Below are 19,528 nucleotides of genomic sequence, written 5' to 3'. Positions count from 1 at the left end.
CGCCCTTCGGCGTGCTCGTCACGGCTGCCATCTCTCGCGCCTGCGTGCGAGTATGGTGATCATCGTTGCCCGGACGTGCCCCCATGTGACGATCTCCCTGAGGTGGGGGGCCTTGACGAACCGGACGCGGCGCGCAATTCTCGGGACGCGACGCAGAAGCGATCCAGGGTTCGAGGCATGGATCGCCGACGAAGAGGGAAGCATCGGTGTGCGCCACTGGCGCAGGGCTTTCGGCAGGCGCAGGGCAATGGGCGTAGAGAAGAACAACGAGGAGTTCCTCCGGTACGGAGGGCATGACCTCCCGGAGGGAGAAGATCGGTATCACGGCGTTGAACCGGTCTCCGGAAACTCGCTCTGGACATCAGTGTGCCAAGTGGCTACACTGACCCTTTGCGCTGCCTGTTAGCTGCTCCCTGCCCGTCACCAGGGGCATACCCGAGCCCGAGCAAAGCTGAATGATCTGCCCTGACCTGGGCTTTCCCTCAGTCTGTTCGGTTCGGGACCGGTACGCGCGTAGTGAGTCCGAGCCCTCGGAAGGACCCCCTCTTGGCCGCCTCGCGCAACGCCTCGACTGCCAATACGAACAACGGCGACAGCACCGCCCCGCTGCGCATCTCTTTTGCGAAGATCAAGGAGCCCCTCGGGGTTCCGAACCTCCTTGCGCTGCAGACCGAAAGCTTCGACTGGCTGCTCGGCAATGCCGCATGGAAGGGTCGCGTCGAGGCTGCGCTGGAGAGTGGGCAGGAAGTCCCCACCAAGTCCGGTCTGGAAGAGATCTTCGAAGAGATCTCCCCGATCGAGGACTTCTCCGGGTCGATGTCGCTGACGTTCCGCGACCACCGCTTCGAGCCCCCGAAGAACTCCATCGACGAGTGCAAGGAGCGCGACTTCACGTACGCGGCTCCGCTCTTCGTCACCGCTGAGTTCACGAACAACGAGACCGGCGAGATCAAGTCCCAGACGGTCTTCATGGGCGACTTCCCGCTCATGACGAACAAGGGCACCTTCTGCATCAACGGCACCGAGCGTGTCGTCGTCTCGCAGCTGGTGCGCTCGCCGGGCGTGTACTTCGACAGCTCCATCGACAAGACGTCCGACAAGGACATCTTCTCCGCCAAGATCATCCCGTCCCGGGGTGCCTGGCTGGAGATGGAGATCGACAAGCGCGACATGGTCGGTGTGCGCATCGACCGCAAGCGCAAGCAGTCCGTGACCGTTCTGCTCAAGGCTCTCGGTTGGACGACCGAGCAGATCCTCGAGGAGTTCGGCGAGTACGAGTCCATGCGCGCCACCCTGGAGAAGGACCACACCCAGGGCCAGGACGACGCGCTGCTCGACATCTACCGCAAGCTGCGTCCGGGCGAGCCGCCGACCCGCGAGGCCGCGCAGACGCTGCTCGAGAACCTTTACTTCAACCCCAAGCGCTACGACCTCGCGAAGGTCGGCCGCTACAAGGTCAACAAGAAGCTCGGCGGCGACGAGCCGCTGGACGCCGGTGTGCTGACCACCGATGACGTCATCGCCACGATCAAGTACCTGGTCAAGCTGCACGCCGGCGAGACCGAGACGATCGGCGAGAACGGCACGGAGATCGTCGTCGAGACCGACGACATCGACCACTTCGGCAACCGTCGTCTGCGCAACGTCGGCGAGCTCATCCAGAACCAGGTCCGTACGGGTCTCGCCCGTATGGAGCGCGTCGTGCGCGAGCGCATGACCACCCAGGACGTCGAGGCGATCACGCCGCAGACCCTGATCAACATCCGGCCGGTCGTCGCCTCCATCAAGGAGTTCTTCGGCACCAGCCAGCTGTCCCAGTTCATGGACCAGACCAACCCGCTGTCGGGTCTGACCCACAAGCGCCGTCTGTCGGCGCTGGGCCCGGGTGGCCTCTCCCGTGAGCGGGCCGGCCTGGACGTCCGTGACGTGCACCCCTCGCACTACGGCCGTATGTGCCCGATTGAGACCCCTGAAGGTCCCAACATTGGTCTCATCGGCTCGCTGGCCTCTTACGGCCGGGTCAACGTCTTCGGCTTCATCGAGACGCCCTACCGCAAGGTCGTCGACGGCCAGGTCACGGAGGAGGTGGACTACCTCACCGCTGATGAGGAGGACCGCTTCCTGATCGCCCAGGCCAACGCGAAGCTCTCCGAGGACATGCGGTTCTCCGAGCAGCGTGTCCTGGTCCGCCGTCGTGGCGGCGAGGTCGACCTGGTCCCCGCCGACGAGGTCGACTTCATGGACGTCTCGCCGCGCCAGATGGTGTCGGCCGCGACCGCCATGATCCCGTTCCTCGAGCACGACGACGCCAACCGTGCGCTCATGGGCTCGAACATGATGCGCCAGGCCGTTCCGCTGATCAAGGCGGAGGCGCCGCTGGTCGGCACCGGCATGGAGTACCGCTGTGCGGTCGACGCCGGTGACGTCATCAAGGCGGAGAAGGACGGTGTGGTCCAGGAGGTCTCCGCGGACTACATCACCGTCGCCAACGACGACGGCACGTACACCACGTACCGCGTCGCCAAGTTCACCCGCTCCAACCAGGGCACCTCCTTCAACCAGAAGGTCGTCGTGGACGAGGGCGCGCGGGTCATCGAGGGCCAGGTCCTCGCCGACGGTCCGTCCACGGACGAAGGCGAGATGGCGCTCGGCAAGAACCTGCTCGTGGCGTTCATGCCGTGGGAGGGCCACAACTACGAGGACGCGATCATCCTGTCGCAGCGCCTCGTGCAGGACGACGTCCTCTCCTCGATCCACATCGAGGAGCACGAGGTCGACGCCCGTGACACCAAGCTGGGCCCCGAGGAGATCACCCGGGACATCCCGAACGTCTCCGAGGAGGTCCTCTCCGACCTCGACGAGCGCGGCATCATCCGTATCGGTGCCGAGGTCGTGGCCGGCGACATCCTCGTCGGCAAGGTCACGCCCAAGGGCGAGACCGAGCTGACCCCCGAGGAGCGCCTGCTCCGCGCGATCTTCGGTGAGAAGGCGCGCGAGGTGCGCGACACCTCGCTGAAGGTGCCGCACGGTGAGATCGGCAAGGTCATCGGCGTCCGCGTCTTCGACCGCGAAGAGGGCGACGAGCTGCCCCCGGGTGTGAACCAGCTGGTCCGCGTCTACGTCGCCCAGAAGCGCAAGATCACCGACGGTGACAAGCTCGCCGGCCGTCACGGCAACAAGGGCGTCATCTCGAAGATCCTGCCGGTCGAGGACATGCCGTTCCTGGAGGACGGCACCCCGGTCGACATCATCCTCAACCCGCTGGGTGTCCCGTCCCGAATGAACCCGGGACAGGTCCTGGAGATCCACCTCGGCTGGCTCGCCAGCCAGGGCTGGAAGGTCGAGGGTGTCGAGGAGGAGTGGAAGAAGCGTCTCCACTCGATCTCCGCCGACGAGGTCGCCGCCGGCTCCAACGTCGCCACTCCGGTGTTCGACGGTGCGCGCGAGGACGAGATCTCCGGCCTCTTCGAGTCGACGATCCCCAACCGTGACGGCGAGCGGATGGTCAAGGGCTCCGGCAAGGCGCGGATGTTCGACGGCCGCTCCGGTGAGCCGTTCCCGGACCCGATCTCGATCGGGTACATGTACATCCTCAAGCTGCACCACCTGGTCGACGACAAGCTGCACGCGCGTTCGACCGGTCCGTACTCGATGATCACCCAGCAGCCGCTGGGTGGTAAGGCTCAGTTCGGTGGCCAGCGCTTCGGTGAGATGGAGGTGTGGGCGCTGGAGGCTTACGGCGCCGCCTACGCCCTCCAGGAGCTGCTGACGATCAAGTCCGACGACGTGACCGGCCGCGTGAAGGTCTACGAGGCCATCGTCAAGGGCGAGAACATCCCCGAGCCCGGCATTCCCGAGTCCTTCAAGGTGCTCATCAAGGAAATGCAGTCCCTGTGCCTCAACGTGGAGGTGCTGTCCTCGGACGGCATGTCCATCGAGATGCGCGACACCGACGAGGACGTCTTCCGCGCAGCGGAGGAGCTCGGCATCGACCTGTCCCGGCGCGAGCCGAGCAGCGTCGAAGAGGTCTGACGGGAGTCCGGCCGGGGAGTCAGCGATGGCTCCCCCGGCCGGCCCCAGGACCCCCGTTTCAGACCCCAAGACTTACAACCCTGAGAGGGATTGACGCATAGTGCTCGACGTCAACTTCTTCGATGAGCTCCGGATCGGTCTGGCGACCGCTGACGACATCCGTCAGTGGAGCCACGGCGAGGTCAAGAAGCCCGAGACCATCAACTACCGCACCCTCAAGCCCGAAAAGGACGGACTCTTCTGCGAGAAGATCTTCGGTCCGACCCGGGACTGGGAGTGCTACTGCGGTAAGTACAAGCGCGTCCGCTTCAAGGGCATCATCTGCGAGCGCTGCGGCGTCGAGGTCACTCGCGCCAAGGTGCGCCGTGAGCGGATGGGCCACATCGAGCTGGCCGCTCCCGTGACCCACATCTGGTACTTCAAGGGCGTGCCGAGCCGGCTGGGCTACCTGCTGGACCTCGCGCCCAAGGACCTCGAGAAGGTCATCTACTTCGCCGCCTACATGATCACGTGGGTGGACGAGGAGCGCCGTACGCGCGACCTGCCCTCGCTGGAGGCGCACGTCTCCGTCGAGCGCCAGCAGATCGAGCAGCGCCGCGACTCCGACCTGGAGGCCCGCGCCAAGAAGCTCGAGACCGACCTGGCCGAGCTGGAGGCCGAGGGCGCCAAGGCCGACGTGCGCCGCAAGGTGCGCGAGGGTGCCGAGCGTGAGATGAAGCAGCTGCGCGACCGTGCGCAGCGCGAGATCGACCGTCTCGACGAGGTCTGGAGCCGCTTCAAGAACCTCAAGGTCCAGGACCTCGAGGGCGACGAGCTGCTCTACCGCGAGCTGCGTGACCGCTTCGGCACGTACTTCGACGGCTCCATGGGTGCCGCTGCCCTGCAGAAGCGCCTGGAGACCTTCGACCTCGACGAGGAGGCCGAGCGCCTCCGCGAGATCATCCGTACCGGCAAGGGCCAGAAGAAGACCCGTGCGCTCAAGCGCCTCAAGGTCGTCTCCGCCTTCCTGCAGACCCGCAACAGCCCCAAGGGCATGGTGCTGGACTGCATCCCGGTGATCCCGCCGGACCTGCGTCCGATGGTGCAGCTGGACGGTGGCCGCTTCGCGACCTCCGACCTGAACGACCTGTACCGCCGTGTGATCAACCGCAACAACCGCCTGAAGCGGCTTCTCGACCTCGGCGCGCCCGAGATCATCGTGAACAACGAGAAGCGCATGCTCCAGGAGGCCGTGGACGCCCTCTTCGACAACGGTCGTCGTGGTCGCCCGGTCACCGGTCCCGGTAACCGCCCGCTGAAGTCCCTGAGCGACATGCTCAAGGGCAAGCAGGGTCGTTTCCGTCAGAACCTGCTCGGTAAGCGAGTCGACTACTCGGCGCGTTCCGTCATCGTCGTCGGCCCGCAGCTCAAGCTGCACCAGTGCGGTCTGCCCAAGGCCATGGCGCTGGAGCTCTTCAAGCCGTTCGTGATGAAGCGCCTGGTGGACCTCAACCACGCGCAGAACATCAAGAGCGCCAAGCGCATGGTCGAGCGCGGCCGCACGGTCGTCTACGACGTGCTCGAAGAGGTCATCGCCGAGCACCCGGTGCTGCTGAACCGTGCACCCACCCTGCACCGTCTGGGCATCCAGGCCTTCGAGCCGCAGCTGGTCGAGGGCAAGGCCATTCAGATTCACCCGCTCGTCTGCACCGCGTTCAACGCGGACTTCGACGGTGACCAGATGGCCGTCCACCTCCCGCTGTCCGCGGAGGCCCAGGCCGAGGCCCGCATCCTGATGCTGTCCTCGAACAACATCCTCAAGCCGGCCGACGGCCGTCCGGTCACCATGCCGACCCAGGACATGGTGCTCGGCCTCTTCTTCCTCACCACGGATGAAGAGGAGCGCAAGGTCATCGGTGAGGGCCGGGCGTTCGGCTCGGCAGCCGAGGCGATCATGGCGTTCGACGCCAAGGAGCTCTCGCTCCAGGCGAAGGTCGACATCCGCTTCCCGATCGGCACCGTCCCGCCCCGCGGCTGGACCCCGCCGGTTCCGGAGGAGGGCGAGCCCGAGTGGCAGCAGGGTGACAGCTTCCGGCTGCGGACGACCCTGGGCCGCGCGCTCTTCAACGAGCTGCTGCCCGAGGACTACCCGTTCGTCGACTACTCGGTGGGCAAGAAGCAGCTCTCCGCGATCGTCAACGACCTGGCCGAGCGCTACCCCAAGGTCATCGTGGCGGCGACGCTCGACAACCTGAAGGCGGCCGGCTTCCACTGGGCGACCCGTTCCGGCGTCACCGTCGCCGTCTCGGACATCGTCGTGCCGGAGGCCAAGAAGGCCATCGTCGCGGGCTACGAGGCCCAGGACGAGAAGGTCCAGAAGCAGTACGAGCGCGGTCTGATCACCAAGGACGAGCGCACGCAGGAACTCATCAACATCTGGACCAAGGCGACCAACGAGGTCTCCGAGGCGATGAATGAGAACTTCCCCAAGACGAACCCCATCTTCATGATGGTTGACTCGGGTGCCCGAGGAAACATGATGCAGATGCGGCAGATCGCCGGTATGCGTGGTCTGGTGTCGAACGCCAAGAACGAGACCATCCCGCGTCCGATCAAGGCGTCGTTCCGCGAGGGTCTGTCCGTGCTGGAGTACTTCATCTCCACGCACGGTGCCCGTAAGGGTCTGGCGGACACCGCCCTGCGTACCGCCGACTCCGGTTACCTCACCCGTCGTCTGGTCGACGTCTCCCAGGACGTCATCATCCGCGAGGAGGACTGCGGCACCGAGCGCGGCCTCAAGCTGCGGATCGCCTCGAAGGACGCCGCGGGTGTCCTGCGCAAGGCGGACGACGTCGAGTCCAGCGTCTACGCACGGATGCTGGCCGAGGACGTCGTCGTCGACGGCAAGGTCGTCGCGCCGGCCAACGTCGACCTCGGTGACGTGCTCATCGACGCGCTGGTCAACGCGGGCGTCGAGGAGGTCAAGACCCGCTCGGTCCTGACCTGTGAGTCCGCGGTCGGCACCTGTGCCTTCTGCTACGGCCGCTCGCTGGCCACCGGCAAGCTGGTCGACATCGGTGAGGCGGTCGGCATCATCGCCGCCCAGTCCATCGGTGAGCCCGGCACCCAGCTGACGATGCGTACCTTCCACACCGGTGGTGTGGCCGGTGACGACATCACCCTGGGTCTGCCGCGTGTCGTCGAGCTCTTCGAGGCCCGTACGCCCAAGGGCGTCGCCCCGATCTCGGAGGCGGCCGGCCGCGTCCGGATCGAGGAGACCGAGAAGACCAAGAAGGTCGTCGTCACCCCGGACGACGGCAGCGACGAGATGGCCTACGGCGTCTCCAAGCGTGCCCGTCTCCTGGTGGGCGAGGGCGACCACGTCACGGTCGGCCAGCCGATGACCGTGGGTGCCGTCAACCCGCACGACGTGCTGCGGATCCTCGGCCAGCGTGCCGTCCAGGTCCACCTGGTCGGCGAGGTCCAGAAGGTCTACAACAGCCAGGGCGTGGCGATCCACGACAAGCACATCGAGATCATCATCCGGCAGATGCTGCGCCGTGTGACGATCATCGAGTCCGGCGACGCGGAGCTGCTGCCGGGCGAGCTGGTGGAGCGCACGAAGTTCGAGGGCGAGAACCGTCGCGTCGTGGCGGAAGGCGGCCACCCGGCCTCCGGCCGTCCGCAGCTGATGGGTATCACCAAGGCGTCGCTGGCCACCGAGTCGTGGCTGTCGGCGGCGTCCTTCCAGGAGACGACCAGGGTCCTGACCGACGCGGCGATCAACGCCAAGTCGGACTCCCTGATCGGCCTCAAGGAGAACGTCATCATCGGTAAGCTCATCCCGGCCGGTACGGGCCTGTCCCGCTACCGCAACATCCGGGTCGAGCCCACCGAGGAGGCGAAGGCCGCGATGTACTCGGCCGTCGGTTACGACGACATCGACTACTCGCCCTTCGGCACCGGCTCCGGCCAGGCGGTCCCGCTGGAGGACTACGACTACGGTCCGTACAACCAGTAATCCTGGCCCGTACGCGACAGCAACAGGGCGGCCATCCCTCGCGGGGTGGCCGCCCTGCGGCGTTGTCCGGACGTTCCACAGGGTTGGGGGCCGCACGGGGGAACTTGTCGTCCCATTGCTGCGTCTGTGATGAGAAGATGGGGAGAACTGTCGAGCGGGGGAGGTTCGCGAAGTGGCATTCCAACCGTGGCAGGGCGGGCAGCCGGCTCAGCCGTCGCATCAGGCGCCTGCGATGCGCGCCTCGCACGCTGATCGTGAGCGGGCGATCGATGTGCTCAAGGCGGGTTTCGCCGAGGGGCGGCTGCAGCAGCCGGAGTACGAGCAGCGGATAGGGCGGGCCTACAAGGCGCAGACCCACGCCGAGCTGCAGATGCTGGTCGCGGATCTTCCACAGGGGCCGGTACCGCAGGCTCAGTTCCAGCCGCAGCGGCCGATGGTGCCGGCGACATTCATGCCGATGCAGATGCCGGCGCCGGTGACGACGAACGGCTCGGCTACCGGCTCGCTGGTGTGCGGGCTCATGACGCTGCCGACATGGGGGCTGACCGCGATTCCGGCCGTCATCCTGGGGCACAAGGCGCGTGCCGAGATCCGCCGCTCGGGGGAGCGCGGGGACGGCCAGGCCACCGCGGGGCTGGTGCTGGGCTGGATGGCGATCGGCGGCTGGGCGCTGTTTCTGCTGATCTTCGTGCTGGCGGCGGCGGTCAACCTCTGACCGGTCCGCGGGCCCGGGGGCCGGGGGACCGGCCGGTGGCGGACGGCCGCGGCGGGTCGTCAGCCGTGGATGGCAGGCAGCGGTATGGTGCCTTCTTCCGTACGGTCGCCGATCACACTACGGTGGCCGCAGCGCCGTGAGGAGTCCGGCGTGTCCTTCGCGTGTGCATTTGTTTTGACCGCAGCCCATGCGGTAGGTACGCTCTGACCTTGTGCCTGGGGTGTCCCTGGGCTGCCGTGCGCGCAATTCTCCACAGCCTCTGGCCTGGAGGGTCACAGCACGGAAGCCGGGTTTTGACACCGCAATCTGCCGCCTCACTCGTTCCAGCGAGGGACCGGACTGCAGTATTCGACACACCCGACCGCGTGGGTCGGGGAATGTTCCAGGTTAGCTTTACCGAGACTGGCACACAGAAACCGGAGAAACGGTGCCTACGATCCAGCAGCTGGTCCGCAAGGGCCGGCAGGACAAGGTCGAGAAGAACAAGACGCCCGCGCTCGAGGGTTCCCCCCAGCGCCGTGGCGTCTGCACGCGTGTTTTCACGACCACCCCGAAGAAGCCGAACTCGGCCCTGCGTAAGGTCGCGCGTGTGCGTCTGACCAGCGGGATCGAGGTCACCGCTTACATTCCGGGTGAGGGCCACAACCTGCAGGAGCACTCGATCGTGCTCGTGCGTGGTGGTCGTGTGAAGGACCTGCCGGGTGTTCGGTACAAGATCATCCGAGGCTCCCTCGACACGCAGGGCGTCAAGAACCGCAAGCAGGCTCGCAGCCGCTACGGCGCCAAGAAGGAGAAGTAAGAATGCCTCGTAAGGGCCCCGCCCCGAAGCGCCCGGTCATCATCGACCCGGTCTACGGTTCTCCTCTGGTGACCTCCCTCATCAACAAGGTGCTGCTGAACGGAAAGCGCTCCACCGCCGAGCGCATCGTTTACGGCGCCATGGAGGGTCTGCGCGAGAAGACCGGTAACGACCCGGTCATCACGCTCAAGCGCGCGCTCGAGAACATCAAGCCGACCCTCGAGGTCAAGTCCCGCCGTGTCGGTGGCGCGACCTACCAGGTCCCGGTCGAGGTCAAGCCCGGCCGTGCCGGCACCCTCTCGCTGCGCTGGCTCGTGGGCTACTCCCGCGCCCGCCGCGAGAAGACCATGACCGAGCGCCTCATGAACGAACTGCTGGACGCCTCCAACGGCCTCGGCGCTTCGGTCAAGAAGCGTGAGGACACGCACAAGATGGCCGAGTCCAACAAGGCCTTCGCGCACTACCGCTGGTAGTCGCAACCCACATCGAGACCGAGAGAAGATTGAGCCACTATGGCCACCACTTCGCTTGACCTGGCCAAGGTCCGCAATATCGGGATCATGGCCCACATCGACGCGGGCAAGACGACCACCACCGAGCGGATCCTGTTCTACACCGGTGTTTCGTACAAGATCGGTGAGGTCCACGACGGCGCTGCCACGATGGACTGGATGGAGCAGGAGCAGGAGCGCGGCATCACCATCACGTCTGCCGCGACGACCTGCCACTGGCCGCTGGAAAACGTCGACAACACCATCAACATCATCGACACCCCGGGCCACGTCGACTTCACGGTCGAGGTGGAGCGCTCGCTGCGCGTCCTGGACGGTGCGGTGACGGTGTTCGACGGCGTTGCCGGTGTCGAGCCCCAGTCCGAGACCGTCTGGCGTCAGGCGGACCGCTACGGCGTTCCGCGTATCTGCTTCGTCAACAAGCTCGACCGTACGGGCGCCGAGTTCCACCGCTGCGTCGACATGATCGTGGACCGCCTGGGCGCGACCCCGATCGTGATGCAGCTGCCGATCGGCACCGAGGCGGACTTCAAGGGCGTCGTCGACCTCGTCACCATGAAGGCCCTGGTCTGGTCGGCTGAGGCTGCCAAGGGCGAGATGTACGACACCGTCGACATCCCGGACACGCACATCGAGGCTGCCGACGAGTGGCGCGGCAAGCTGCTCGAGGCCGTTGCCGAGAACGATGAAGAGGTCATGGAGCTGTACCTGGAGGGCCAGGAGCCCACCGTGGAGCAGCTCTACGCGGCGATCCGCCGGATCACCATCGCTTCGGGCAAGGCCGAGAACACCACCGTCACCCCGGTGTTCTGCGGTACCGCGTTCAAGAACAAGGGCGTCCAGCCCCTGCTCGACGCGGTCGTGCGCTACCTCCCCTCCCCCCTGGACGTCGAGGCCATCGAAGGCCACTCCGTCAAGGACTCGGAAGAGGTCATCAAGCGCCAGCCGTCCGAGAGCGAGCCACTGGCCGCTCTGGCGTTCAAGATTGCGAGCGACCCCCACCTGGGCAAGCTCACCTTCATCCGCATCTACTCGGGCCGCCTTGAGGCCGGCTCGCAGGTGCAGAACTCGGTGAAGGGCAAGAAGGAGCGCATCGGCAAGATCTACCGGATGCACGCGAACAAGCGTGAGGAGATCGAGTCGGTGGGTGCCGGTGACATCGTCGCCGTCATGGGTCTGAAGCAGACCACCACCGGTGAGACCCTCTGCGACTCCGCCAATCCGGTCATCCTGGAATCGATGGAGTTCCCGGCCCCGGTCATCCAGGTCGCCATCGAGCCCAAGTCCAAGGGCGACCAGGAGAAGCTGGGTGTCGCCATCCAGCGCCTCGCCGAAGAGGACCCCTCGTTCCAGGTGCACACCGACGAGGAGACCGGCCAGACCATCATCGCGGGTATGGGCGAGCTGCACCTCGACGTGCTGGTCGACCGTATGAAGCGTGAGTTCCGGGTCGAGGCCAACGTCGGCAAGCCGCAGGTCGCGTACCGCGAGACCCTGCGCAAGCCGGTCGAGCGTCTTGACTACACGCACAAGAAGCAGACCGGTGGCTCCGGCCAGTTCGCGAAGGTGCAGATCGCGATCGCACCGCTCGAGGGCGACGGCTACGAGTTCGAGAACAAGGTCACCGGTGGCCGTATCCCGCGGGAGTACATCCCGTCCGTGGACGCGGGCTGCCAGGAGGCCATGGAGTTCGGTGTTCTCGCCGGCTACCCGCTGACCGGTGTCAAGGTCACCCTCCTCGACGGTGCCTTCCACGAGGTCGACTCGTCGGAAATGGCCTTCAAGATCGCCGGTTCGATGGCCTTCAAGGAGGCCGCGCGCAAGGCCTCCCCGGCCCTGCTCGAGCCGATGATGAAGGTTGAGGTCACCACGCCCGAGGACTACATGGGCGACGTGATCGGCGACATCAACTCCCGCCGTGGACAGATTCAGTCCATGGAGGAGCGCAGCGGCGCCAAGCTCGTCACGGGCCTGGTCCCCCTCTCGGAGATGTTCGGCTACGTCGGAGACCTCCGCAGCAAGACGTCGGGTCGCGCGAGCTACTCGATGCAGTTCGACTCCTACGCCGAGGTTCCCCGGAACGTCGCCGAGGAGATCATCGCGAAGGCCAAGGGCGAGTAGTCCCGTCTCCGCTGAGTCGGAACACGCTTTAGGCTTGACACCGTCTGATGGGGTAATCCCCGCATCCGTGAGGATTGCCCCGTCAGCCGGCATCCCAGCAAAGATCACCTGGCGCCGATGAGTAAGGCGTACAGAACCACTTCAGGAGGAACCAGTGGCGAAGGCGAAGTTCGAGCGGACTAAGCCGCACGTCAACATCGGCACCATCGGTCACATTGACCACGGTAAGACGACCCTCACGGCCGCCATTACCAAGGTGCTGCACGACGCGTACCCGGAGCTGAACGAGGCCTCGGCCTTCGACCAGATCGACAAGGCTCCTGAGGAGCGCCAGCGCGGTATCACGATTTCGATCGCGCACGTCGAGTACCAGACGGAGAACCGTCACTACGCGCACGTCGACTGCCCCGGTCACGCGGACTACATCAAGAACATGATCACGGGCGCGGCGCAGATGGACGGCGCCATCCTCGTGGTCGCCGCCACCGACGGCCCGATGCCGCAGACCAAGGAGCACGTGCTCCTGGCCCGCCAGGTCGGCGTTCCGTACATCGTTGTCGCCCTGAACAAGGCCGACATGGTGGACGACGAGGAGATCCTGGAGCTCGTCGAGCTCGAGGTCCGTGAGCTCCTCTCCGAGTACGAGTTCCCCGGCGACGACGTTCCGGTCGTCAAGGTCTCGGCGCTCAAGGCGCTCGAGGGCGACAAGGAGTGGGGCGACTCCGTCCTCAAGCTCATGGCCGCGGTCGACGAGTCGATCCCGCAGCCCGAGCGTGACGTCGACAAGCCGTTCCTGATGCCGATCGAGGACGTCTTCACGATCACCGGCCGTGGCACCGTTGTCACCGGTCGTATCGAGCGTGGTGTCCTCAAGGTCAACGAGACCGTCGACATCATCGGCATCAAGACCGAGAAGACCACCACCACGGTCACCGGTATCGAGATGTTCCGGAAGCTCCTCGACGAGGGCCAGGCCGGTGAGAACGTCGGTCTGCTGCTTCGCGGTATCAAGCGCGAGGACGTCGAGCGCGGCCAGGTCATCATCAAGCCGGGTTCGGTCACGCCGCACACCTCGTTCGAGGCCCAGGCGTACATCCTGTCGAAGGACGAGGGTGGCCGTCACACCCCCTTCTTCAACAACTACCGCCCGCAGTTCTACTTCCGTACCACGGACGTGACCGGCGTCGTGACCCTCCCCGAGGGCACCGAGATGGTCATGCCGGGCGACAACACCGAGATGTCGGTCGAGCTGATCCAGCCGGTCGCCATGGAGGAGGGCCTGAAGTTCGCCATCCGTGAGGGTGGCCGGACCGTCGGCGCCGGCCAGGTCACCAAGATCAACAAGTAATTCCGTTGATCCGGTTGATCCGGTCGTAGCTCCCCGGAGCTCACAAGGAGCCCCGCTCACCGTCAGGTGGGCGGGGCTCCTTGACGTTCGGGCGGGCGCCTTCGGCGGGTCAGTAGAGGTATTCCTCGATGGGCTGAAGGCGCACCGTATACAGGTTGGAAAATGCTTCGTGCATTCCTGTTCCGGCGTAGTAGGCACCGGTATGGTGCAGGTAATACATCCGATTATTGGGATCCATTACCACGAGCCCGTTCTCGATTCTTTCCCACCCGATGGGAAATACCGGCTGTTGCGTATCATCCATGATCTCGGAGATCTGCTCGGCCATATCGCTGCAGAATCTTGCGCAGGTGTTGAAGCGGTCTGCGTGTCCGGCGGCGGGGAAGAAGGGCACGTCCAGGAACCCGTACGAGCACAAGAAGGCCTCCGCTTCCGGGAAGAGCCTGACCTGGCAACCATGTGCTGCCAGGTCGGCGATGACGAACTCCGCCAATTCCCTGACTCTTTCGGAGACGTCGCGATCGGGATGCCATCCCGCGTTGGTGAAGAGCTGATCTATCTCTGCCCGTGTCGGCGCGATCGCCATATTCAAGCCCCTTCATTCCCGCAGATCCGTGATGCCTGTGCGGCGTCACGTCCGGCCTGGAGAGTAATGGTCCGCAGGCCCGGCAGGGAGGTGTCTTCGGCGTGCTCATATTCCGTTTCGCCGGTATCGGTGACCGGCCCGGACTGTCCCGTTACGACGGGAAGAGCCATCGGGCCGTGGAGGTCAGCAGCATTACTGCCGGTGCGAGGAGCCACTATCTGCTGCGCAGCCAATGGGCCGCCGTGGTGAAGACGGTCAGGGCTGCTACTGCCATGGCGAGTGCGCCGGCGACCGCGGACAGCAAGGGGGCGTCGTCGGCTGACTGCCGCACGTCCCATGAACCGTCCGGGGAGACGGAGCCCGCGGCGAGAAAGAGGACGTAAAGGGGGGCGAGGTTCGCCACCGCCAGCGCAGTGGCGCTGACGGCGCCCCCACGGCTTCCCCGCGGCTTCGGTGGTGGCCGGCGGGTGCCCGGTGGGTGGTGTCTCCCATGGGGTGGTCCACCGGATCGCCCGCCCCCTTGCTGCGGCGCGGGCGTTCTGCGCTCTTCGGCATGGGCGAAGCGTAGGGGCGCACGTGCCATCGCCGACTGGATCAGGGCAGGTTGCCCGGGGGGATCTCGTGAGCGGGGATGGCGGGGCCGGTGATTTTGCGGCGCGCGTTGCGGCGCGGGGGCGGCGTTCTGTGCGGCGGTCGGGTAGTGTCTCCCGCTTCAGTTGGCCAGTGCCGTGCCCTGTATGGCACACTGTCCAGGTTGCTCGGTTGAGTGCCGATGCTGCGCGCCTCCCGCCGGGAGGACCGGAAGCGAGTCCCAGGTATTCGTCGTCCCTTCTCAGGGCCGGAAATACGGGAATCTTCCGGGAAGCTCAGCGGGGTGCCTCGGCCAGGCACCCGGTGGGTGTCCTACCCCCACGCATTCCTTCTAGAAGGATCTCCCTTGTGGGGATTTACCGGAAGGCGCGCGACACGCCCGACCGCGGGGGTCGGAGGTAGGGCGGTGCTTCTCACGGAGCACAGCACGCCGGGTCCCAGAGCGTTTACGAGAGACAGGACTACGAAGTAGCCATGGCGGGACAGAAGATCCGCATCCGGCTCAAGGCCTACGACCACGAGGTCATCGACTCTTCGGCGAAGAAGATCGTCGAGACGGTGACCCGTACTGGTGCGTCGGTCGCGGGCCCGGTGCCGCTGCCCACTGAGAAGAACGTGTACTGCGTCATCAAGTCGCCGCACAAGTACAAGGACGCGCGCGAGCACTTCGAGATGCGCACGCACAAGCGCCTGATCGACATCCTCGACCCGACGCCCAAGACCGTTGACTCGCTGATGCGCCTGGACCTTCCGGCCGGCGTTGACATCGAGATCAAGCTCTGAGAGGCGCGGAAGAGATGGCTAAGCAGATCAAGGGCATCCTGGGCGAGAAGCTCGGCATGACCCAGGTCTGGGACGAGAACAACCGTGTCGTCCCGGTCACTGTGGTCAAGGCCGGCCCCTGTGTCGTTACCCAGGTGCGCACCAATGACCAGGACGGCTACGACTCCGTCCAGATCGCCTTCGGCGAGATCGACCCGCGCAAGGTGAACAAGCCCCTCAAGGGCCACTTCGCGAAGGCCGACGTCACCCCCCGTCGTCACCTCGTCGAGGTCCGTACCACCGACGCCGGTGAGTACACCCTCGGCCAGGAGCTGACCGCTGAGACCTTCGAGTCCGGCGTCAAGGTGGACGTGACCGGCAAGAGCAAGGGCAAGGGCTTCGCCGGTGTCATGAAGCGTCACGGCTTCCATGGCGGCAAGGCCTCCCACGGTGCCCACCGCGTGCACCGTAAGCCTGGCTCCATCGGTGGCTGCGCCACCCCGGGCCGCGTGTTCAAGGGCATGCGGATGGCCGGCCGTATGGGCAATGAGCGGGTCACCACCCAGAACCTGACCGTCCATGCCGTTGACGCGGAGAAGGGCCTGCTGCTCATCAAGGGCGCAGTTCCTGGTCCGAACGGCGGCCTCGTCCTGGTCCGTACCGCGGCCAAGGGGGCCTGAGGTAACCGATGAGCACCATTGACATCCTTTCGCCGGCAGGCGACAAGGCCGGTAGCGTCGAGCTCCCCACGGAGATCTTCGACGCCAAGGTCAGCGTTCCGCTGATCCACCAGGTCGTTGTCGCGCAGCTGGCCGCGGCCCGCCAGGGCACGCACAAGACCAAGACTCGCGGCGAGGTCCGCGGCGGTGGCAAGAAGCCGTACCGCCAGAAGGGCACCGGCCGCGCGCGCCAGGGTTCGACCCGTGCGCCGCAGTTCGCCGGCGGTGGCATCGTCCACGGCCCCGTGCCGCGTGACTACAGCCAGCGGACCCCGAAGAAGATGAAGGTTGCCGCCCTGCGCGGTGCCCTCACCGACCGGGCCCGCAACTCGCGCATCCACGTCGTTTCCGGCGTGGTCGAGGGTGCGACCTCCACCAAGGCCGCCAAGGCTCTTCTCGGCAAGGTCAGCGAGCGCAAGAACGTGCTCCTGGTCGCCGAGCGCAGCGACGAGGCCGCGTGGCTGTCCGCCCGCAACCTGCCCCAGGTTCACATCCTGGAGCCGGGCCAGCTGAACACGTACGACGTGCTCGTCTCCGACGACGTGGTCTTCACCAAGGCCGCCTTCGAGTCCTTCGTGTCTGGCCCCAAGGCCGCTGAGACCGAAGGGAGCGACGCCTGATGACTGAGGCCGTCGTCACCAGCAAGACCTTCTCGGACCCGCGTGACGTGCTCGTCAAGCCGGTTGTCTCGGAGAAGAGCTACGCCCTGCTGGACGAGAACAAGTACACGTTCATCGTCGCGCCGGGCTCGAACAAGACCCAGATCAAGCAGGCCGTCGAGGCGGTCTTCTCGGTCAAGGTCACCGGGGTCAACACGATCAACCGGCAGGGCAAGCGCAAGCGCACCCGCACCGGTTACGGCAAGCGTGCGAACACCAAGCGCGCCATCGTGACCCTCGCCGAGGGCGACCGTATCGACATCTTCGGCGGCCCGGTCTCCTAACGGAGTCCGAGTCGTCCGGAATCGGACGAGGACTGAGAAATGGGTATCCGCAAGTACAAGCCGACGACCCCGGGCCGTCGTGGCTCCAGCGTCGCCGACTTTGTCGAGGTCACGCGGTCCACGCCGGAGAAGTCGCTGGTCCGCCCGCTGCACAGCAAGGGCGGCCGTAACAACGCCGGTCGTGTGACCGTTCGCCACCAGGGTGGTGGCCACAAGCGCGCCTACCGCGTGATCGACTTCCGTCGTCACGACAAGGACGGCGTGCCGGCCAAGGTCGCGCACATCGAGTACGACCCGAACCGCACCGCGCGCATCGCGCTCCTGCACTACGCAGACGGCGAGAAGCGCTACATCATCGCGCCCCGTGGCCTGGTCCAGGGTGCTCGGATTGAGAACGGCGCTGGCGCCGACATCAAGCCGGGCAACAACCTGCCGCTGCGTCACATCCCCGTGGGTACGACGATCCACGCGATCGAGCTGCGTCCGGGCGGCGGTGCGAAGTTCGCCCGCTCGGCCGGTGCCTCCGTGCAGCTGCTGGCGAAGGAGGGCCGCATGGCTCACCTTCGTATGCCGTCCGGTGAGATCCGCCTGGTCGACGTGCGCTGCCGCGCCACCGTCGGCGAGGTCGGCAACGCCGAGCAGTCGAACATCAACTGGGGTAAGGCCGGCCGCATGCGCTGGAAGGGCGTCCGCCCGACCGTGCGTGGTGTCGTGATGAACCCCGTCGACCACCCGCACGGTGGTGGTGAGGGCAAGACCTCCGGTGGTCGCCACCCGGTCTCGCCGTGGGGTCAGAAGGAGGGTCGTACTCGTTCGCCGAAGAAGGCGAGCAACAAGTACATCGTCCGCCGCCGCAAGACGAACAAGAAGCGCTAGGAGCGGGTTTAGATGCCGCGCAGTCTCAAGAAGGGGCCCTTCGTCGACGACCACCTTTCCAAGAAGGTGGATGTTCAGAACGATGCCGGCTCCAAGAACGTCATCAAGACCTGGTCCCGCCGCTCCATGATCGTCCCGGCCATGCTCGGCCACACGATCGCGGTGCACGACGGCCGCAAGCACGTCCCGGTGTTCGTCACCGAGTCGATGGTCGGCCACAAGCTCGGCGAGTTTGCGCCGACCCGCACCTTCCGCGGCCACGAGAAGGACGACCGCAAGTCGCGGCGTCGTTGATCGGCGGAGTGCGAAGACTATGACTGACACCGAAGGGACAACCATGGAAGCCAGGGCCCAGGCGCGGTACATCCGCGTCACGCCCATGAAGGCCCGCCGCGTGGTGGACCTTATCCGTGGCATGAATGCCACGGAGGCTCAGGCGGTCCTGCGTTTCGCCCCGCAGGCCGCGAGCGTGCCGGTGGGCAAGGTGCTGGACAGCGCCATTGCCAACGCCGCGCACAACTACGACCACACCGACGCCGGCAACCTCGTCATTTCCGAGGCGTATGTCGACGAGGGCCCGACCCTGAAGCGGTTCCGTCCGCGTGCCCAGGGCCGTGCCTACCGGATCCGCAAGCGGACCAGCCACATCACCGTGGTCGTCAGCAGCAAGGAAGGAACCCGGTAATGGGCCAGAAGGTTAACCCGCACGGGTTCCGGCTCGGCATCACCACCGACTTCAAGTCGCGTTGGTACGCCGACAAGCTGTACAAGGACTACGTCAAGGAAGACGTCGCCATTCGTCGCATGATGACGAAGGGCATGGAGCGCGCCGGTATCTCCAAGGTGGAGATCGAGCGCACCCGTGAGCGCGTCCGCGTTGACATCCACACCGCTCGTCCGGGCATCGTCATCGGCCGCCGCGGCGCCGAGGCCGACCGCATCCGCGGCGAGCTGGAGAAGCTGACCGGCAAGCAGGTCCAGCTGAACATCCTCGAGGTCAAGAACCCCGAGACCGACGCTCAGCTGGTGGCCCAGGCCGTCGCCGAGCAGCTGTCCTCCCGCGTCTCCTTCCGTCGCGCCATGCGTAAGAGCATGCAGTCGACGATGAAGGCCGGCGCCAAGGGCATCAAGATCCAGTGCGGTGGCCGTCTCGGCGGCGCCGAGATGTCCCGCTCGGAGTTCTACCGCGAGGGCCGTGTGCCCCTGCACACGCTCCGTGCGAACGTCGACTACGGCTTCTTCGAGGCCAAGACCACCTTCGGCCGCATCGGCGTGAAGGTCTGGATCTACAAGGGCGACGTCAAGAACATCGCCGAGGTGCGTGCCGAGAACGCCGCGGCCCGTGCGGGTAACCGCCCGGCCCGTGGTGGCGGCAACGACCGTCCCCGTCGCGGTGGCGGTGGCGGCGAGCGCGGCGGCCGCGGTGGCCGCAAGCCGCAGCAGCAGACCGGCGCTGCCGAGGCCCCCAAGGCCGAGGCCGCTGCCGCTGCTCCGGCGGAGACCCCCGGAACGGAGGCCTGACCG

The 19,528-nt window shown here is 66.0% G+C and carries 17 protein-coding genes; 15 read left to right on the top strand and 2 right to left on the bottom strand.

Features of this window, described 5'->3' with window-relative positions; genetic code table 11:
• Nucleotides 1–546: 546 nt before the first annotated feature.
• From rpoB to tuf, 7 genes are all read left to right on the top strand, one after another.
• Nucleotides 547–4,032 carry a DNA-directed RNA polymerase subunit beta gene (gene rpoB / locus ABR737_RS20630; RefSeq protein ID WP_350251618.1) on the top strand — a complete coding sequence of 1,162 codons (3,486 nt, stop codon included), beginning with the start codon at nucleotides 547–549 and terminating at the stop codon, nucleotides 4,030–4,032.
• A 100-nt stretch (nucleotides 4,033–4,132) separates the two neighbouring features.
• Nucleotides 4,133–8,032, top strand: coding sequence for a DNA-directed RNA polymerase subunit beta' (locus ABR737_RS20625; protein WP_350251617.1), 3,900 nt, complete (start codon nucleotides 4,133–4,135; stop codon nucleotides 8,030–8,032).
• 232 nt (nucleotides 8,033–8,264) lie between these two features.
• Nucleotides 8,265–8,747 (top strand): DUF1707 and DUF4190 domain-containing protein, encoded by a 483-nt coding sequence (locus ABR737_RS20620; RefSeq protein ID WP_350251616.1) that lies wholly within the window; start codon nucleotides 8,265–8,267, stop codon nucleotides 8,745–8,747.
• Nucleotides 8,748–9,174: 427 nt separating this feature from the next.
• Complete coding sequence (gene rpsL, locus ABR737_RS20615; protein ID WP_003948652.1) at nucleotides 9,175–9,546, top strand: 30S ribosomal protein S12; 372 nt, start codon at nucleotides 9,175–9,177, stop codon at nucleotides 9,544–9,546.
• Nucleotides 9,547–9,548: 2 nt separating this feature from the next.
• On the top strand, nucleotides 9,549–10,019 hold the full coding sequence (gene rpsG, locus ABR737_RS20610; protein ID WP_085925683.1) for a 30S ribosomal protein S7: 471 nt from the start codon (nucleotides 9,549–9,551) through the stop codon (nucleotides 10,017–10,019).
• 39 nt (nucleotides 10,020–10,058) lie between these two features.
• On the top strand, nucleotides 10,059–12,179 hold the full coding sequence (gene fusA / locus ABR737_RS20605; protein ID WP_350251615.1) for an elongation factor G: 2,121 nt from the start codon (nucleotides 10,059–10,061) through the stop codon (nucleotides 12,177–12,179).
• A 154-nt stretch (nucleotides 12,180–12,333) separates the two neighbouring features.
• Nucleotides 12,334–13,527, top strand: a complete 1,194-nt coding sequence (tuf, locus tag ABR737_RS20600) for an elongation factor Tu (RefSeq protein ID WP_129295742.1) — start codon at nucleotides 12,334–12,336, stop codon at nucleotides 13,525–13,527.
• 109 nt (nucleotides 13,528–13,636) lie between these two features.
• On the opposite strand, the gene ABR737_RS20595 is transcribed toward tuf, so the two are convergent.
• Together ABR737_RS20595 and ABR737_RS20590 are read right to left on the bottom strand one after the other, a co-directional pair.
• Complete coding sequence (locus ABR737_RS20595) at nucleotides 13,637–14,113, bottom strand: SUKH-3 domain-containing protein (RefSeq protein ID WP_350251614.1); 477 nt, start codon at nucleotides 14,111–14,113, stop codon at nucleotides 13,637–13,639.
• Nucleotides 14,114–14,327: 214 nt separating this feature from the next.
• On the bottom strand, nucleotides 14,328–14,516 hold the full coding sequence (locus ABR737_RS20590) for a hypothetical protein (protein ID WP_350251613.1): 189 nt from the start codon (nucleotides 14,514–14,516) through the stop codon (nucleotides 14,328–14,330).
• Between the two features lie 662 nt (nucleotides 14,517–15,178).
• Here ABR737_RS20590 and rpsJ point away from each other — a divergent pair.
• Genes rpsJ through rpsC form a run of 8 tightly spaced genes read left to right on the top strand, consistent with a single transcriptional unit; the run spans nucleotide 15,179 to nucleotide 19,525 of the window.
• Complete coding sequence (gene rpsJ / locus ABR737_RS20585; protein WP_014054162.1) at nucleotides 15,179–15,487, top strand: 30S ribosomal protein S10; 309 nt, start codon at nucleotides 15,179–15,181, stop codon at nucleotides 15,485–15,487.
• A 14-nt stretch (nucleotides 15,488–15,501) separates the two neighbouring features.
• The gene (gene rplC / locus ABR737_RS20580) at nucleotides 15,502–16,146 is read left to right on the top strand and encodes a 50S ribosomal protein L3 (RefSeq protein ID WP_018090903.1); all 645 of its coding nucleotides are present in this window, start codon (nucleotides 15,502–15,504) and stop codon (nucleotides 16,144–16,146) included.
• 8 nt (nucleotides 16,147–16,154) lie between these two features.
• Nucleotides 16,155–16,805 (top strand): 50S ribosomal protein L4, encoded by a 651-nt coding sequence (gene rplD, locus ABR737_RS20575; protein ID WP_350251612.1) that lies wholly within the window; start codon nucleotides 16,155–16,157, stop codon nucleotides 16,803–16,805.
• Entirely contained in the window at nucleotides 16,805–17,128 is a 324-nt protein-coding gene (rplW, locus tag ABR737_RS20570; protein WP_006604875.1) for a 50S ribosomal protein L23, read from the top strand. Before rplD ends, rplW begins: the two co-directional genes overlap by 1 nt.
• A 39-nt stretch (nucleotides 17,129–17,167) precedes the next feature.
• Nucleotides 17,168–18,004: a 50S ribosomal protein L2 gene (gene rplB / locus ABR737_RS20565; protein WP_350251611.1), complete on the top strand. Its 837-nt coding sequence runs from the start codon at nucleotides 17,168–17,170 to the stop codon at nucleotides 18,002–18,004.
• A gap of 12 nt (nucleotides 18,005–18,016) precedes the next feature.
• On the top strand, nucleotides 18,017–18,298 hold the full coding sequence (rpsS, locus tag ABR737_RS20560; RefSeq protein WP_030986146.1) for a 30S ribosomal protein S19: 282 nt from the start codon (nucleotides 18,017–18,019) through the stop codon (nucleotides 18,296–18,298).
• A gap of 43 nt (nucleotides 18,299–18,341) precedes the next feature.
• Entirely contained in the window at nucleotides 18,342–18,689 is a 348-nt protein-coding gene (rplV, locus tag ABR737_RS20555) for a 50S ribosomal protein L22 (RefSeq protein WP_350256864.1), read from the top strand.
• Complete coding sequence (gene rpsC / locus ABR737_RS20550; protein ID WP_350251610.1) at nucleotides 18,689–19,525, top strand: 30S ribosomal protein S3; 837 nt, start codon at nucleotides 18,689–18,691, stop codon at nucleotides 19,523–19,525. Before rplV ends, rpsC begins: the two co-directional genes overlap by 1 nt.
• Nucleotides 19,526–19,528 lie beyond the last annotated feature (3 nt).

This window comes from Streptomyces sp. Edi2 (assembly GCF_040253635.1).
Taxonomy (GTDB): domain Bacteria; phylum Actinomycetota; class Actinomycetes; order Streptomycetales; family Streptomycetaceae; genus Streptomyces.
Note: the sequence above shows the minus strand (reverse complement) of the source record. Positions and strands in the feature narration are given on the sequence as shown.

Excerpts from the sequence above, each read along its gene's own strand:
- rplV (WP_350256864.1), top strand. The coding sequence starts at position 18,342 with ATGGAAGCCAGGGCCCAGGCGCGGTACATCCGCGTCACGCCCATGAAG.
- ABR737_RS20595 (WP_350251614.1), bottom strand. The coding sequence starts at position 14,113 with ATGGCGATCGCGCCGACACGGGCAGAGATAGATCAGCTCTTCACCAAC.
- rpsJ (WP_014054162.1), top strand. The coding sequence starts at position 15,179 with ATGGCGGGACAGAAGATCCGCATCCGGCTCAAGGCCTACGACCACGAG.
- rplD (WP_350251612.1), top strand. The coding sequence starts at position 16,155 with ATGAGCACCATTGACATCCTTTCGCCGGCAGGCGACAAGGCCGGTAGC.
- ABR737_RS20620 (WP_350251616.1), top strand. The coding sequence starts at position 8,265 with ATGCGCGCCTCGCACGCTGATCGTGAGCGGGCGATCGATGTGCTCAAG.
- rplC (WP_018090903.1), top strand. The coding sequence starts at position 15,502 with ATGGCTAAGCAGATCAAGGGCATCCTGGGCGAGAAGCTCGGCATGACC.
- rpsG (WP_085925683.1), top strand. The coding sequence starts at position 9,549 with ATGCCTCGTAAGGGCCCCGCCCCGAAGCGCCCGGTCATCATCGACCCG.
- rpsS (WP_030986146.1), top strand. The coding sequence starts at position 18,017 with ATGCCGCGCAGTCTCAAGAAGGGGCCCTTCGTCGACGACCACCTTTCC.
- rplB (WP_350251611.1), top strand. The coding sequence starts at position 17,168 with ATGGGTATCCGCAAGTACAAGCCGACGACCCCGGGCCGTCGTGGCTCC.
- rpsC (WP_350251610.1), top strand. The coding sequence starts at position 18,689 with ATGGGCCAGAAGGTTAACCCGCACGGGTTCCGGCTCGGCATCACCACC.
- fusA (WP_350251615.1), top strand. The coding sequence starts at position 10,059 with ATGGCCACCACTTCGCTTGACCTGGCCAAGGTCCGCAATATCGGGATC.
- rplW (WP_006604875.1), top strand. The coding sequence starts at position 16,805 with ATGACTGAGGCCGTCGTCACCAGCAAGACCTTCTCGGACCCGCGTGAC.